This window comes from Duganella sp. Root336D2, assembly GCF_001425005.1.
Taxonomy (GTDB): Bacteria; Pseudomonadota; Gammaproteobacteria; order Burkholderiales; family Burkholderiaceae_D; genus Rugamonas.
Window position 1 is genome coordinate 150,578 of record NZ_LMDB01000039.1, and the last position, 15,216, is coordinate 165,793.

General features: G+C 64.3%; 15 protein-coding genes. 6 read left to right on the forward strand and 9 right to left on the reverse strand.

The features are described from left to right. Window positions 1–57: 57 nt before the first annotated feature. Entirely contained in the window at window positions 58–1,134 is a 1,077-nt protein-coding gene (gene hemE / locus ASD07_RS28720; RefSeq protein ID WP_055939578.1) for a uroporphyrinogen decarboxylase, read from the reverse strand. A gap of 75 nt (window positions 1,135–1,209) precedes the next feature. Between hemE and ASD07_RS28725 the strand changes: the two genes are divergently transcribed. From ASD07_RS28725 to ASD07_RS28750, 6 genes are all read left to right on the forward strand, one after another. Further along, window positions 1,210–3,126, forward strand: a complete 1,917-nt coding sequence (locus tag ASD07_RS28725) for a S9 family peptidase (RefSeq protein WP_055938933.1) — start codon at window positions 1,210–1,212, stop codon at window positions 3,124–3,126. Continuing rightward, window positions 3,123–7,286 (forward strand): SNF2-related protein, encoded by a 4,164-nt coding sequence (locus tag ASD07_RS28730; RefSeq protein WP_055938935.1) that lies wholly within the window; start codon window positions 3,123–3,125, stop codon window positions 7,284–7,286. Before ASD07_RS28725 ends, ASD07_RS28730 begins: the two co-directional genes overlap by 4 nt. An 11-nt stretch (window positions 7,287–7,297) precedes the next feature. Then, the gene (locus ASD07_RS28735) at window positions 7,298–8,212 is read left to right on the forward strand and encodes a DUF2785 domain-containing protein (RefSeq protein ID WP_055938938.1); all 915 of its coding nucleotides are present in this window, start codon (window positions 7,298–7,300) and stop codon (window positions 8,210–8,212) included. Next, the gene (locus tag ASD07_RS28740; RefSeq protein WP_055938941.1) at window positions 8,209–8,634 is read left to right on the forward strand and encodes a hypothetical protein; all 426 of its coding nucleotides are present in this window, start codon (window positions 8,209–8,211) and stop codon (window positions 8,632–8,634) included. Before ASD07_RS28735 ends, ASD07_RS28740 begins: the two co-directional genes overlap by 4 nt. A gap of 35 nt (window positions 8,635–8,669) precedes the next feature. Further along, window positions 8,670–10,586: a DUF885 domain-containing protein gene (locus tag ASD07_RS28745; RefSeq protein ID WP_055938944.1), complete on the forward strand. Its 1,917-nt coding sequence runs from the start codon at window positions 8,670–8,672 to the stop codon at window positions 10,584–10,586. A 71-nt stretch (window positions 10,587–10,657) separates the two neighbouring features. Continuing rightward, complete coding sequence (locus tag ASD07_RS28750) at window positions 10,658–10,960, forward strand: hypothetical protein (RefSeq protein ID WP_055938947.1); 303 nt, start codon at window positions 10,658–10,660, stop codon at window positions 10,958–10,960. Here ASD07_RS28750 and tatC read toward each other — a convergent pair. The 8 genes from tatC to hisA all read right to left on the reverse strand — a co-directional run bounded on the left by tatC (window position 10,957) and on the right by hisA (window position 15,207). Then, window positions 10,957–11,715 carry a twin-arginine translocase subunit TatC gene (gene tatC / locus ASD07_RS28755; protein WP_055938950.1) on the reverse strand — a complete coding sequence of 253 codons (759 nt, stop codon included), beginning with the start codon at window positions 11,713–11,715 and terminating at the stop codon, window positions 10,957–10,959. The two genes, ASD07_RS28750 and tatC, sit on opposite strands and share 4 nt — an antisense overlap. Continuing rightward, on the reverse strand, window positions 11,716–12,213 hold the full coding sequence (gene tatB / locus ASD07_RS28760; protein WP_055938952.1) for a Sec-independent protein translocase protein TatB: 498 nt from the start codon (window positions 12,211–12,213) through the stop codon (window positions 11,716–11,718). A gap of 6 nt (window positions 12,214–12,219) precedes the next feature. Beyond that, window positions 12,220–12,456 carry a Sec-independent protein translocase subunit TatA gene (tatA, locus tag ASD07_RS28765; protein ID WP_055938955.1) on the reverse strand — a complete coding sequence of 79 codons (237 nt, stop codon included), beginning with the start codon at window positions 12,454–12,456 and terminating at the stop codon, window positions 12,220–12,222. 73 nt (window positions 12,457–12,529) lie between these two features. Then, window positions 12,530–12,904, reverse strand: a complete 375-nt coding sequence (locus tag ASD07_RS28770) for a histidine triad nucleotide-binding protein (protein WP_055938957.1) — start codon at window positions 12,902–12,904, stop codon at window positions 12,530–12,532. A gap of 2 nt (window positions 12,905–12,906) precedes the next feature. Next, window positions 12,907–13,236, reverse strand: a complete 330-nt coding sequence (locus tag ASD07_RS28775) for a phosphoribosyl-ATP diphosphatase (RefSeq protein ID WP_055938961.1) — start codon at window positions 13,234–13,236, stop codon at window positions 12,907–12,909. Continuing rightward, entirely contained in the window at window positions 13,233–13,658 is a 426-nt protein-coding gene (hisI, locus tag ASD07_RS28780; RefSeq protein ID WP_055938965.1) for a phosphoribosyl-AMP cyclohydrolase, read from the reverse strand. Before hisI ends, ASD07_RS28775 begins: the two co-directional genes overlap by 4 nt. Window positions 13,659–13,675: 17 nt before the next feature. Then, window positions 13,676–14,437, reverse strand: a complete 762-nt coding sequence (hisF, locus tag ASD07_RS28785; RefSeq protein WP_055938967.1) for an imidazole glycerol phosphate synthase subunit HisF — start codon at window positions 14,435–14,437, stop codon at window positions 13,676–13,678. A 5-nt stretch (window positions 14,438–14,442) separates the two neighbouring features. Then, window positions 14,443–15,207: a 1-(5-phosphoribosyl)-5-[(5-phosphoribosylamino)methylideneamino]imidazole-4-carboxamide isomerase gene (gene hisA, locus ASD07_RS28790; protein WP_055938970.1), complete on the reverse strand. Its 765-nt coding sequence runs from the start codon at window positions 15,205–15,207 to the stop codon at window positions 14,443–14,445. Window positions 15,208–15,216 lie beyond the last annotated feature (9 nt).

Consider the following 15,216-nt stretch of genomic DNA (forward strand, 5'->3'; position numbering starts at 1 on the left):
CTTCTGCACGAAATAAAAAAGGGCGCCGCAGCGCCCTTTGAAACGGGACTACAGTGTTCAGCCGCCGCGCAGCTTGCGGCTGTGGCTGTGAACGGTATCCACCAGCACCGTCACCGACTCCGGCGGGGTGAACTGGGAAATCCCGTGGCCCAGGTTGAAGACGTGGCCGGTATTGTGCGGGCCATAGGAATCGAGCACGCGGCGCGCTTCGGCGGCAATCTGCTCCGGGTTGGCAAACAGGATGGCCGGATCGATATTGCCCTGCAGGGCCATCTTGTGTCCCACCAGCTGGCGGATCTTGCCGATGTTGGCGGTCCAGTCGAGGCCCATGGCATCGGCGCCGATCGCGGCAATTTCCTCGGCCCAGTGACCGCCGCCCTTGGTGAACACGATGGCAGGAATCTTCACGCCGTCTTTTTCGCGCTTCAGCATGCCCACCACCTGCTGCATGTATTTCAGGGAGAACTGCTGGTAGGCGCCATCGGCCAGGGCACCGCCCCAGGAATCGAAGATCATCACGGCTTGCGCGCCGGCGTCGATCTGCGCGTTGAGGTATTCAGCGACAGCGCGGGCATTCATGTCCAGGATATGGTGCATCAGGTCCGGCCGCGCGTACATCATCTTCTTGATGGTGTGGAATTCGCGCGAGCCCTGGCCTTCAACCATATAACAGGCCAGCGTCCATGGGCTGCCGGAGAAGCCGATCAGCGGCACGCGGCCATTCAGTTCGGTGCGGATCTGGGTCACGGCCTTGAATACATAGTCCAGCGAGCCGGCCGGCGGCAGCTGCAGCGCCTTGACGTCTTCCTCGGTCTTCAACGGGCGCTCGAATTTCGGGCCCTCGCCTTCCACGAAGTACAGGCCCAGGCCCATTGCATCCGGCACCGTCAGGATGTCGGAGAACAGGATTGCCGCGTCCAGCGGATAGCGGTCGATCGGCTGCAGGGTGACTTCGGTCGCCAGGTCCGGATTGGTCGCCAGGCCCATGAAGGAGCCCGCCTTCTGGCGCGTAGCGCGGTATTCAGGCAGGTAGCGCCCTGCCTGGCGCATCAGCCACACCGGGGTGTATTCGGTCGGCTGGCGCAGCAGCGCACGCAGGAAGGTGTCGTTCTTCAGCGGGGCAAATTGTGGCATGAAAGACAATCTAAAGCAGATAGAAAGGGGGTATTATCGCATCCCTGCCCTGTTTTTACGCGTTTTGGAGCGCCCATGACACCCACCTCCACCGCGCCGTTTGGCGCCTGGCCATCACCGATCAGCGCCGAGATCGTTGCTGCGGGCGCTACCCCGCTGTCTTCGCTTGTCCTGGACGGGACGGATATCTACTGGCTGGCCGGGCGCGCAGCCGAGGCGGGGCGGACCACCCTGATGCGCCGGCCCGGCCCTGCGGCTGCCGCCGAAGTCACGCCGCTGCCCTTCAATGTCCGCAACCGCGTCCACGAGTATGGCGGCGGGGCTTATGCCGTCGCCGACGGTGTCGTGGTGTTTTCGCACCATGCCGACAACCGGCTGTATCGCATTGTCCCGGACGGTGCGGCCGAAGCGTTGACCGCCCCCGGCCGCCAGCGCTTCGCGGATTTCGTCTTTGACCACACGCATGCGCGCCTGATCGCCGTGCGGGAACAGCATCCGGAGGACGACGGCTCGCATGCCCAGCCGGCAAATACCATTTGCGCGGTGCGCTTCGATGGCGGCGAGCGCGTGCTGGTTATGGGGAACGACTTCTATTCGTCGCCACGGCTGTCACCGGACGGCCGCCGCCTGGCCTGGCTGTCGTGGGACCATCCGCGCATGCCGTGGCAGGGCACCGAACTGTGGGTCGCCGATGTGGAGGCCGACGGAACGCTTGGCACACCTTGGCGCGTCGCCGGCGGTCCGCAGGAGTCCATCTGCCAGCCGGAATGGTCGCCTCAAGGCGTGCTGCACTTCGTCTCGGACCGCAGCGGCTGGTGGAACCTGTACTGCCTGCGCGAAGGCGCGGGAGGCATAAGCGGCGCTGTCGAGGCGCTGTGCCCGATGGCGGCCGAGTTTGCGACCCCGCACTGGACCTTCGGCAATTCGCTGTACGGCTTCGGCGCGGGCGGCGAAATTGTGTGCAGCTATATCGAACAGGGCGTCAGCAAGCTGGCGCGCCTGCGCGCCGGCAGCACCCTGCTGGAACCGATCGCCACGCCATACCAGGAGATCCGCGAACTGCGCGTGGGCGAAGGCTGCGTGGTCGTGCTGGCGGGCAGCCCCATCATCGCGTCGGAGATCGCCCGCATCGACCTGGCCACTGGCGAGCGCGAAGTACTTGAGCGCTCGATCGCGGCCTTGCCGGCGCCGGGCTACCTGTCGGTCCCGGCAAGCATCAGCTACCCGAGCGCCAACGGCCGCACGGCCCATGCCTTCTTCTACCCGCCGGCCAACCAGGATGTGAGCGCGCCGCCAGGCGGGAAACCGCCCGTCGTCGTTATCAGCCATGGCGGCCCGACCGGCATGGCTGCCAGCACCCTGAACCTGAAGACGCAATTCTGGACCAGCCGCGGTTTCGGCGTGCTGGACGTGAACTACGGCGGCAGCACCGGCTTTGGCCGCGACTTCCGCGACGCGCTGAAAGGCCAGTGGGGCATCGTCGACGTGGAAGACTGCATCGCCGGCGCACGCCACCTGGTCGCGCAAGGCCTGGCAGACGGTGAGCGCCTGATCATCCGCGGCAGCAGCGCCGGCGGCCTGACGACGCTGTGCGCGTTGACCTTCCATGATGTCTTCAAGCTGGGCGCCAGCTACTACGGCGTATCCGACCTGAAAGGCCTGGACGACGACTCGCACAAGTTCGAATCGCATTACAACGAGTACCTGATCGCGTCCAAGGCGCAAGCCGAGGCAGTGTACGCCGAACGTTCCCCGATCAACCACACTGACCGCCTGTCGCGCCCGATGATCTTTTTCCAGGGCCTGGACGACAAGGTGGTGCCGCCGCAGCAATCGGAGGCCATGGTGAACGCGCTGCGCACTCGCGGCATCCCCGTGACGTATGTTGAACTGGAAGGCGAAGGCCATGGCTTCCGCAAGGCCGACACCATCGTACGCACGCTGCAGGCGGAGCTGGACTTCTACCAACGCATGTTTGGCCTGCGCGAATGAGCGACACCCTGCTGGCGGAATTCGAAGCCCTCGAACAGCCTGAAAAAGCTGTCCTCGCCCTGCTGGCACTGGTGAGCGACCCGGTCGGCCGCACCGCCATCCTCGACCATATGGTCGCTGCCGGCATCCGCGATGCGAACGGCCAGCCCTTCACCACCCTGACGCTGGACGACCCGCTGCTCAAGCTGGAACGCCTGGCTTATACCACTGCCGTCATGGGTCGCGGCTTCGTTTGCAATGCGCGCCTGCGCTGGCCCGCCATCCGCGCTGCCATCGGCGCCCACCTGCTCGACGATCTCTGCAAGGCCTACGAGACGCTCAACCCGATGCGCCAGAACTGGAACGGCGCTTACGAGCCGCGCAGCTACCGCCATGGCGTGGCGCGCCTGCGCATGGCCATGCTGCGCGGCCGGCCGCCGCAGGATGTGATGCCGCTGCTGGCTGCCTGCATGGTGTGCTACGAAGCAGCGCAGCTGCACCCGATCGTCGACATTTTTTCGCGCCCTTTCGAAGCAGGCATGCTGCTGCTGGTGCATCCGGCCCTGCAGGACGACGTGCTGATGCTGCTGGTCCAGCACTCCCAGCGCGAGCCCGGCCTGGCGCCGCTGGTGCGCGGCTACGCCGAGCGCCACCTGCAGCGCCGCCAAAGCGCCGAACAGCAGGCCAGCCCTGCCTTGCGGCTGGCAATGGCGGAACACGCCATCCTGTGCGGCAAACTGGCCGACGCCCTGCGCTACCTGGAAGGGATGGACGGCGCCCTGGTGCAATGCTTCTCCAGCGCCGTGCTGCTGCTGCGCGGCGACGTCACCGCTGCCATCACTGGCTATGAAGCCGCGCTGAAATCGATCCGCCGCGAATCCGGCAAGCGCAAGCACCTGTTCCAGGGCATTGCCGGCCACCTGTACGTGCTGGCCCTGCTGCGCAGCGGCGACGCCAAACACCTGAAATCGGCGGAGAGCTACCTCGACGTGGCAGTGCACGCCCAGCACAACGCCGACAGCGCGGTCTACCAGCAACTGAGCATGCTGCGCCAGATCCGCGCCGGCACCATGCAGGCCGACCTGGTGGCCCAGCGCGCCTGGGAGGCGCCGCTGCAGGCGCAATTGTTCCAGTGCATGCTCTACTACTGGCTGGCGCTGCCGCAATTGAAGCAGCGCCGGGCGGAATTGCAGGACTTGTCGCAGGCTGCCGACGCGGCCGGTTTCACGCTGCTTTCCGCCGGTGCGGAAAGCCTGCTGGGCCATCTTGGCGACGAGGTGGCGGCAGGACGCGCAGCAGCCTTGCGAGAACAGCTGGGCTTTGGCGACATGGCCACCTGGTTCGAGCGCCAGGAAGCCTGGCAGCGCCAGTTGGCGGCCCTGATCAACCTGCAGCAAGGCGGCCCGGAAAGCGGCGGCGAAATGCGCCTGGCCTGGGCGATCAGCTATGGCGAACGGCAGGGCATCGCTGAAATCGAACCGCGCGAGCAGAAGCGCGATGCGCGCGGTGCCTGGGGCAAGGCGCGCCCGGTGGCGCTCAAACGCTTGCGCGATGACGCGGCGCAGATGGAATTCCTGACGCCGCAGGACATACGCGTCAGCGGCGCCATCATGCCATCGCGCCAGGCCTATGCTTCCGGCCTGCGTTACGACATCGATACGGAACAGGCGGTGCTTGCCCTGGTCGGCCATCCGCTGGTGTTCTGGATGGACGCGCCGGATACCCGCGTTGAACTGCTGGCCGGTGCGCCGGAGCTGCTGATCCGCACCCACCAGGGCCAGTTGCATCTCGCGCTGCACCCCGCCATCGAGAACCTGAGCGCCAGCGTGATCGTGGTGCGCGAAGCGCCGAACCGCCTGCGCGTGGTCAGCGTGCAGGACGAGCATCGCCGCATCGCAGCCATCGTCGGCGATGGCCTGACGGTGCCGGAGCACGCCAAGGAGCAGGTATTGAAAGCGATCGGCGCCGTGTCGTCGATGGTGACGGTGCAATCCGATATCGGCGGCGGCGCGGCCAACACCGAGCAGTGCGATGCCGACCCGCGCCTGCACATCCACCTGCTGCCGTACCAGCAAGGCTTGAAGATGCAGGTCCAGGTGCGTCCGCTGCGCGATGCCGGGCCTTACTACGCCCCGGGCGCCGGCGCCGAGAACGTGATTGCTGACGTCAACGGCCGCTCGGTACAGGCGCGCCGCAGCCTGGCGGGCGAGCGCGATGCCCAGCGCCAGCTGGTGCTCAAATGCGAGGTGCTGGAACAGGCCACCGAAGAGCATGGCGAATGGCTGCTGGGCGAACCTGCCTTGTGCCTGCAGTTGCTGGCCGAGCTGCAGGAGCAGGGCGCCGACAAGGTGGTGCTGGCCTGGCCGGAGGGTGAAGCCTTCCGCCTCACCAAGCCGGTGTACAGCAAGCAGCTGCGCCTGAACATCAAGAGCAGGAAGGACTGGTTTGCCGCCAGCGGCCAGCTGGTGGTCGATGAAGACCGCGTACTGGACCTGCGTTCGCTGCTGGACATGATCCGGGCCGGCAAGAGCCGCTTCATCGCCCTGGGCGACAAGGAATTCCTCGCCCTGTCGGAAGAGCTGCACCGCCGCCTGTCCGAATTGGCCGCCTATGGCGAAGATGATGATGCGGGCATGAAGGTGCATCGCCTGGCCGCCTTCGTGCTGGAGGAGCTGGCCAACGACGTGGGCATGGTGGAAGCGGACGCCATGTGGCGCGAGCATTTGCAGCGCATCGAGGCCAGCGCCGGCTACACGCCGCAACTGCCCAGCACCCTGCAGGCGGAATTGCGCGACTACCAGCTGGCCGGTTTTGAATGGCTGGCCCGCCTGGCGCAATGGGGCGTCGGCGCCTGCCTGGCCGACGACATGGGCCTGGGCAAGACCTTGCAGGCCTTGGCCCTGCTCCTGCTGCGCGCACCGCAAGGCCCGGCACTGGTAGTGGCACCGACCTCGGTTTGCCTGAACTGGGCCAGCGAAGCCGCGCGCTTTGCGCCGACGCTGAACGTGAAAATGTATGCCACCGGCGACCGCGACGACATCGTCAGCAATGCCGGCCCGTTCGACCTGGTGATCACCAGCTACGGCCTGCTGCAACTGGAATCCGAGCGCTTCACCAGGCCGAAGTGGCACACCATCGTGCTGGACGAAGCGCAGAACATCAAGAACGCCGCTACCAAGCGCTCGCAGGCCGTCATGGCGCTGAAGGGCGACTTCAGGATGGTGGCCACCGGTACGCCGCTGGAGAACCACCTCGGCGAGCTGTGGAACCTGTTCCGCTTTATCAATCCCGGCCTGCTGGGCAGCCATGAGCAGTTCAACCTGCGCTTTGCCGGCCCGATCGAGCGCCAGCAGGATCACCGCGCCGAAGTCGGTGCGCGCAACCGCCTGCGCCGCCTGATCGGGCCTTTCGTGCTGCGCCGGACCAAGGCGCAGGTGCTGACCGAACTGCCGGCCCGCACCGAGATCGTGCTGGAAGTCGACCTGTCGCCGGAAGAAACCGCGCTGTACGAATCGCTGCGCCGCGAGGCGCTGGAAAACCTGGCATCCATCGAAGGTCCGGCGGACCGGAAGTCGATGCAGATCCTGGCGGAGATCATGAAGCTGCGCCGCGCCTGCTGCAATCCGAACCTGGTGGCGCCCTCGCTGCGGTTGGACTCGAGCAAGCTGGCGGCCTTCGCCGGCTTGCTGGAAGGCCTGCTGGAGAACCGCCACAAGGTCCTGGTGTTCAGCCAGTTCGTCGATCACCTGTCGCTGATCCGCGCCCACCTGGACCGCAACGGCATCCGCTACCAGTACCTCGATGGCAGCACGTCAATGGCGGCGCGCAAGCAGTCGGTGGATGCTTTCCAGGCCGGCGAGGGCGATGTATTCCTGATCAGCCTGAAGGCCGGCGGCGTCGGCATCAACCTGACCGCTGCCGACTATGTGATCCACATGGACCCGTGGTGGAATCCCGCCGTGGAAGACCAGGCCTCCGACCGCGCGCACCGCATGGGGCAGCTGCGGCCGGTCACCATCTACCGCCTGGTGGCGCGCAATACAATTGAGGAAGGCATCGTCGAGCTGCATGGCCATAAACGCGAGCTGGCCGACAGCCTGCTTGATGGCAGCGACACCGCCGCGCGCATGACGGCGGACGTCATGCTGGCGATGCTGAACGAGGGTTTGCGCCGCTTCTGACTGGAGACGCCATGCAATTGACATCACTTGCACTTCGCACCGCTGCGGCCGCCGCGCTGGCGGCATCCTGGCTGGCCGGCACGGCGTGCCACGCAGCCCCGCCTTCCGCCGCCTCGGCCTGCCCCACGGCCGCGCTGCGCGCTGCCAAAGCCGCCAAATGGCAGGTCGACGACAGCGCCAGGCGCCAGGCACTGGCACTGCAGGCGGTGTCCTGCCTGGCGTCGCCTGACCCCGTCGAGCGCGACGAACTGGCCTTCGAGGGCCTGCAAACCTGGATGCGCACCGACAAGCTGGATACCGCCGCACTGCAGGAACTGCGCACGCGCCTGAGCGCACAGCTGCAGGCACCCGACCCGCAAGGCTTCGCGCGGCCCTTCGCCGCACTGGTACTGGCCGACGTGGCGCGCGTGGACCGCATCAAGCCCTATTTGTCGGCGGAGCAGCGCGCGCAGCTTGTCGGCGCCGCGACAGGCTACCTGCGCGGCGTGGCCGACTACCGCGGCTTCGATGAAAAGCAGGGCTGGCGCCACGGCGTCGCCCACGCCGCCGACATCATGCTGCAGCTTGCGCTCAACCCGGCACTGGGGCGCGCCGAGCATGAACCCATGCTGGCGGCGATCGCCGGCCAGGTCGCGCCGCCAGGCGAGCATTTTTACCGCTACGGTGAAGGCGAGCGCCTGATGGCCCCCATCTTCTACCTGTCGCGCGCCAGGACGCTTGAATGCGCCGATTGGGACGCCTGGTTTGCCGGCCTGGCAGCGCGGCCAACGTCCGCCGGCGCGCAGCAAGCGGCCCTGGCTCGCAAGCACAACCTGAACGGCTTCCTGCAGCCGCTATACGTCAACATCAGCGAAAGCAAGGACGAGGCGCAGCGCAACTGCCTCAAGCCGCTGCTGCTGCGCGCCTTGAAGCAGGCCGCAGAATGAACGCGCAGCAAGCCTTGGCCTTCGTCGAACAGCACGGAGTCGTGCTGGCGTCGGCACATGGCAAAGTGCCGACGCTGACAGAAGCCATCGCCGGCGCCCCGATCAAAGGCAGCTGGTGGGGACACGCGGAAGGCAAGCGTATTTTCGCCGTGCTCAGCGAAGTGCAAGGGCACGGCGATATCCTGGCCTGCCGCCTGTTGGCAGGCAAATTGACCCTGGTACACCGGCGCCTGTGGCCCGCCGTGGCTGCATTGGCCGGCGAATTGCCGGCGGCGGCAGTGGCGCGGGTGCGCCAGCTGCACACCGCCGGCGGCAAGCACGTCAACGAAGAGACCCCTTTTCCACAATGGCTGCCGCTCGATGCGGCGCTGGAAGCCGAGGCCTTCGACCCCGTCCGGGCGCGGGCGGCACTCGGCTTGTGATAATCTCCCACGCTGCACTAGCAAGAGGTTGAAATATGATGAAGACCAGAATCGCCCTCGCCGCGATGATGCTGAGCCTGGCCCTGTCGCCAGTCGAGGCCGCGACGAAGAGCAAAAAATCCAACGCGCCGGCCAAGACTGCCGTCAGCAAGAAGTCCAGCAGCAAAGGCAAAACCGGCAAATCGCCGAAGTCCGCCAAGGGCGGCAAATCCGGTGCCAAGGCCGGAAAAACCAAAGCGGATAAGGCAAAACCGGCGCTTGCCGGCAAACCGCTGCCGGCAGAGCGCCGCCAGGACAAGGCGTTCGACAGCCAGGCCAGCCAGTTCCTGGGCGCGCTGTGGCGCATCGATCCGGAGACCGCCATCTCGGTCGGCAAGTACGACACCGCGGCCCAACTGACCGTTCCGGACCAGGCCTACCGCGACCAGCAGCTCGCCTTCATCGACGAATGGCTGGACAAATTCGGCAAGATCGACGCCCGGCAGCTGTCGCCGAAACAGCGCAGCGACCTTGGCCTGCTGCAGAACAAGCTGAACTCGGACCGCTGGTACCTGACCACCTTCCGCGAATGGGAATGGAACCCGGCGGTCTACAACATCGCCGGCCCGATCGACTTCGTGCTGAACACCGAGTACGCGGCAAGGCCGCAGCGACTGCGCACCCTGCTGCGCCGTATCGGCAGCGTGCCGGCGTATTACGAGGCTGCGCGCAACAACATCAAGAACCCGACGCGCGAACACGTGAAGCTGGCCATCGACCAGGCGCCCGGCGTACTGGCGGTGCTGTCCGACCTCGACAAGCAGGTGCAGGATTCGATCCTGAACGCCAATGAAAAGAACCTGTACTCGCAGCGCATTGCGGCTGCCAAGGTAGCCGTGGAGGCTTATGCCGCCTGGCTCGGTGAGCAGGACAAGTCGCTGGCCGTCAGTGGCGCGCGCTCCTTCCGCATCGGCAAAGAACTGTACGAAGCGAAGTTCGGCTACGACATCCAGTCCGGCAGCAATGCCGAACAGACTTACCAGAAAGCGCTGGCGACCCGCGAGCAGCTGCTGTCGAACATGGACCGCATCTCGGACGACCTGTGGCCGAAATACCTGGCCGACAAAGCCAAGCCTTCCGACCGCTTCGCCAAGATCGGCATGATGATCGAGAAGCTGTCGTCGAACCATGTGCCGCGCGAGGAGTTCTTCGCCGAGATCCGGCGCCAGATCCCTGTGCTGCAGGACTGGGTGGTGAAGAACGACCTGCTGACGCTGGACTCGAACAAGCCGCTGGTGGTGCGCGAGACGCCTGCCTACCAGCGCGGCGTGGCCGGGGCCAGCATCGAAGCTCCTGGCCCGTACCGCCCGCAGGACCGTACCTACTACAACGTCACGCCGCTGGACGACGCCTCGCCGGAGGCGGCCGAATCCACGCTGCGCGAATACAACCACTGGATCCTGCAGATCCTGAACATGCACGAAGCGATCCCGGGCCACTATGCGCAGCTGGTGTACGCCAACAAATCGCCGTCGATCGTAAAGTCGATCTTCGGCAACGGCGCGATGGTGGAAGGCTGGGCTGTCTACAGCGAACGCATGATGCTCGAATCAGGCTATGGCAACAACGATCCTGAAATGTGGCTGATGTACTCGAAGTGGAACCTGCGCAGCGTGACCAACACCATCCTCGACTACAGCGTGCACGTGAAAGGCATGGCGGAGCAGGAAGCAATCGACCTGCTGACGCGCCAGGCCTTCCAGACCGCCGCCGAAGCGAAAGAGAAATGGCGCCGCGCGCAGCTCACCTCGGTGCAGCTCACCAGCTACTTCTCCGGCTACTCGGAAATCATGGAACTGCGCGAACAGCGCCGCGCCGCCCTGGGCAGCAAGTTCTCGCTGAAGGAATTCCACGAAGACTTTCTGGGCTACGGCAGCGCACCTGTGCGCGTGATCAAAGAGCTAATGCAGTAACCGGTTTAGGCTGCTCCCATGCCCCGCGCGCGCCGCGGGGCGATTCTGCTACCATGAAGAAGGGAGTGGCCATGACCATGCCGATCCAGTTTGATACAGCTCAATACATCAGGACGCTAACCGATGCCGGTATTCCGCGCGAGCAGGCTGAGGCGCATGCAGACGGACTCAGGCTTGCGCTGAGCCAGCCTGTTGCTGCCGATTCTGACCTGGCAATTCAACGCGCAGAAATGCGCGCCTGGCTGGAAGCAATGGAGTTGAGGCTTGAAGCAAAGATGCGGACCGAGCTTGATGCAAGATTACGGCCAATTTATTTCTGGCTCGGCACGCTCACGGTGATGCAAGTCATCACCATGACCAAGTTGTTCTTTTAGTCGGCTTTTTCTTCCGGCGCCGTGGTGGCCTTGACGAACATCGGCGACAGGATCACGCCGATCTCAAACAGCAGCCACATCGGGATAGCCAGCGAGAACTGGCTGACGATATCAGGCGGGGTCACAATGGCAGCGATCACGAAGGCAGCCACGATCACATAGCCGCGCCACTCGCGCAGCTTGGCGACCGACACCAGCCCCATGCGCACCAGCACCACCACCACCACCGGCACTTCAAAGGCGCAGCCGAAGGCCAGGCACATCGACATCACGAAGTCGAGGTAATTCTCGATATCCGGCATCACCGCAATCGAAGTCGGCGACACCTGGTTGATGAAGGCGAACACCTTGCCGAACACCAGGAAGTAGCAGAACGCCACGCCCGCCATGAACAGCGAGGACGAGGCAATCACCAGCGGCGCCACCAGGCGCTTTTCATGCTGGTACAGGCCAGGCGCGACAAAGGCCCACATCTGGTACAGCACCCACGGCAGCGACAGGATGAAGCCGAACAGCAGCGTCACCTTCATCGGTACCAGGAAAGGCGAGATCACGCTGGTGGCGATCATCTTCGAGCCGGCCGGCATGGCGGCAATCATCGGCGCCGCGATCAGGTCATAGATCTTGGCCGGGCCGATGCCGAAGCCGATCAGCGCCGTCATCACTGCGATACCGATGCTGGCCTTGACCAGGCGGTCGCGCAGCTCAACCAGGTGGCTGATGAAGGTTTCTTCGGCGGGTTCTTGTTGACTCATTTAGAAAAACGATGCGTTCTTGCGGCTGCCGGGGCGGTGGCGCTTCATGCGCGCCGCACCGGAGATGACGTGGGTGCGGACGCCGGCCTGCTGCTTGTACCACAGCGGCACGGCCGAACTGCGCACTACGCGCTTGCGGCGGAAATCCTTGGCCTTGCGGGCCATGTCTGCGCTGGTCGGGGTGTACAGGTCCAGCGCCGGGGAGGACGTGGGCTGGTCGCGCAGCGCCGCTTCCACTTCCGCCATATCCTTGCCGATGGAGTTTTCCATCTCGTCCTTGAAAGTGCTGGCAGCTTCTTCAGCCTGCTTGCGCAGGTTCTTCAGCTCGTCCAGCTCCATTTCGCGGGAGACTTCGGATTTGACGTCGTTCAGGTAGCGCTGGGCACGGCCGTATAGCGTCCCGGCCATGCGCGCCACCTTGGGCAGCTTCTCAGGACCGATGACGACCAGGGCCACTACCCCGATGACGGCGATTTTGGTAAGACCGAGGTCAATCATCGCTGGTTACTGCTTGGTCTTTTCCTTGGCTTCGACTTCGATGGTGCCCTTGTCGGTCACCTGGGCTGGCGGAGGAGCTGGCTGTGCCGGCTTCTCTTCCTCGTCCGAACCCTTGACGCCATCCTTGAAGCCCTTGACAGCCTTGCCCAGGTCCGAGCCGATATTGCCCAGTTTCTTGGTGCCGAATACCAGCATGACGACGACCAGGACGATCAGCCAGTGCCAAATGCTCATTGAACCCATTACAAAACCCCTAAAAAAATCATTCGTTTGGACAGTATACGCGAAGCGCAGCTGTCATGTGCTTGTCACAATTTCAAGTCCGCATGCCGCGCCATGGACGCGGCCCGCCGTACAGGTGCATATGCAGGTGGTACACCTCCTGGCCGCCATCCGGACCGCTGTTGATCAGGGTCTTGTAGCCGCGCACCGGCGTGCCATCCGCCTCGTAGGCCACGGCAATATCATGCTGCTCAGCCAGTTGCGGCACCAGCGCCAGCATCTTGCCCAGCAGGGCCGTGTGCTCCGGCTTGCAGTCAGACAAGGTCGACAGGTGCAGTTTCGGGATGATCAGCAAGTGTACCGGCGCGGCCGGGTGGATGTCCTTAAACACCATCAAGTCATCGTCTTCGTGCACCACGGACGACGGAATCTGTTTTGCTGCAATCTTGCAGAACAGGCAATTTTCCACGTTTATTCCTTACGGGATGCTTTTTCTTCCAGGCCGGACAAGCCTTCACGGCGCGCCAGCTCATCGAGTACCTGCTGCGGCGACAAATCGAATTGCGCCAGCAGCACCAGCGAATGGAACCACAGGTCGGCGCATTCGTACAGCACTTTCGATGCGTCGCCGCTGGCGCGGGCATCCTTCGCCGCCATCACGGTTTCGGTGGCTTCCTCGCCGATCTTTTTCAGGATCGCGTCGTCGCCCTTGGAGAACAGCTTGGCGACATAGGAGGAGGACGGGTCGCCGCCCTTGCGCGCTTCGATGGTGGCCGCAACACGGTCCAGTACATTGCTCATTTTTTCACTTCCGCGTAGATCTCTTCGGGGTCTTTCAGCACCGGTTCCGTATTCTGCCAGTCGCCATTCTCGAACTTGTTGAAGAAGCAGGAGTGGCGCCCGGTATGGCAGGCGATCGATCCTTCCTGCTCGATCTTTAGCAGCACCACGTCTTCGTCGCAATCGAGGCGGATTTCCAGCACTTTCTGCACGTGGCCGGATTCTTCGCCCTTGTGCCACAGCTTCTTGCGCGAGCGGCTCCAGTAGACCGCTTCGCCCAGCTCCACGGTCTTGTAGAGCGCATCGCGGTTCATCCAGGCGAACATCAGCACATCGTTGCTGCCGGCTTCCTGTGCGATGACAGGCACCAGGCCATGCTCGTCCCACTTCACCTTGTTCAGCCATTTGGCTTTGGCGACATTCGCTGCAATTGCGGTAGCCATTGTGTGTTCCCCGAAGTTTAAGAAAGACGCATGGGAATACCCTGCGCCGCCATGAATTGCTTGGCTTCCTGTACGGTGTGCTGGCCGTAGTGGAAGATGCTGGCTGCCAGCACCGCATCGGCATGGCCCAGCTTGACGCCGTCGGCCAGGTCTTGCAGGCCGCCCACGCCGCCGGAAGCGATCACCGGGATGTTGACCGCATCGCTCACGGCGCGGGTCAGGCCCAGGTCGAAGCCGGACTTGGTGCCGTCGCGGTCCATGCTGGTCAGCAGCAGTTCGCCGGCGCCCAGCCCGGCCATCTTGCGCGCCCACTCCACGGCATCCAGGCCGGTGGCGTTGCGGCCGCCGTGGGTGAAGACTTCCCACTTGCCGGGGGCGACGTTCTTGGCGTCGATCGCCACCACGATGCACTGGCTGCCGTGCTTTTGCGAAGCTTCGTACACCAGCTGCGGATTGGTCACGGCGGAGGTGTTCACGCTGACCTTGTCGGCGCCTGCGTTGAGCAGGCGGCGCACGTCTTCCACTTTGCGCACGCCGCCGCCGACGGTCAGCGGGATGAACACTTGCGATGCCACGGCTTCAATGATGTGCAGGATCAGGTCGCGGTTGTCGCTCGACGCGGTGATGTCGAGGAAGGTAAGTTCGTCGGCCCCCTGATCGTCGTAGCGGCGTGCGATTTCCACCGGGTCGCCCGCGTCGCGCAGCTCGGTGAAGTTGACCCCTTTCACGACGCGGCCATCGGTCACGTCGAGGCAGGGGATGATGCGTTTAGCCAGCATATTTTTTACTCTGAAAGTTCGTCGGCACGATCCTGCGCCGAAGCCAGGTCCAGCGTGCCTTCATAAATCGAACGGCCGCAGATCACGCCTTCGATGCCTTCGTCCTGCACCGCGCACAGGGCTTCCACATCGCCCAGGTTGTGCAGGCCGCCGGAAGCGATGATGGGGATGCGCACCGCCTGCGCCAGGCGCACCGTGGCCTCGATATTTACGCCGCCCATCATGCCGTCGCGGCCGATGTCGGTGTACACGATCGATTCAACGCCGTAGCCTTCAAACTTCTGCGCCAGGTCGATCACTTCGTGGCCGGACAGCTTGCTCCAGCCGTCGGTGGCGACCTTGCCGTCCTTGGCATCCAGGCCGACGATGATGTGGCCGGGGAAGGCGCCGCAGGCATCCTGCAGGAAGCCGGGACTCTTCACGGCGGCGGTGCCGATGATGATGTAGCTGATGCCGTCGTCGAGGTAGCGCTCGATGGTATCGAGGTCGCGCACGCCGCCGCCCAGTTGCACCGGGATTTCAGGCAGGTCGAATTCCTCGGCATAGTCTTGCACAGCTTTGAGGATGGATTTCACCGCACCTTCGTTCTTCGGCTTGCCGGCGAAGGCGCCGTTCAGGTCCACCAGGTGCAGGCGGCGCGCGCCCTGTTCCAGCCAGTGGCGCGCCATCTTGCCCGGGTCGTCGGAAAAGACGGTTGCAAGTTCCATATCGCCCTGTTTCAGGCGAACGCAGTGACCATCCTTGAGGTCGATAGCAGGAATGAGCAGCATGATGTTGTT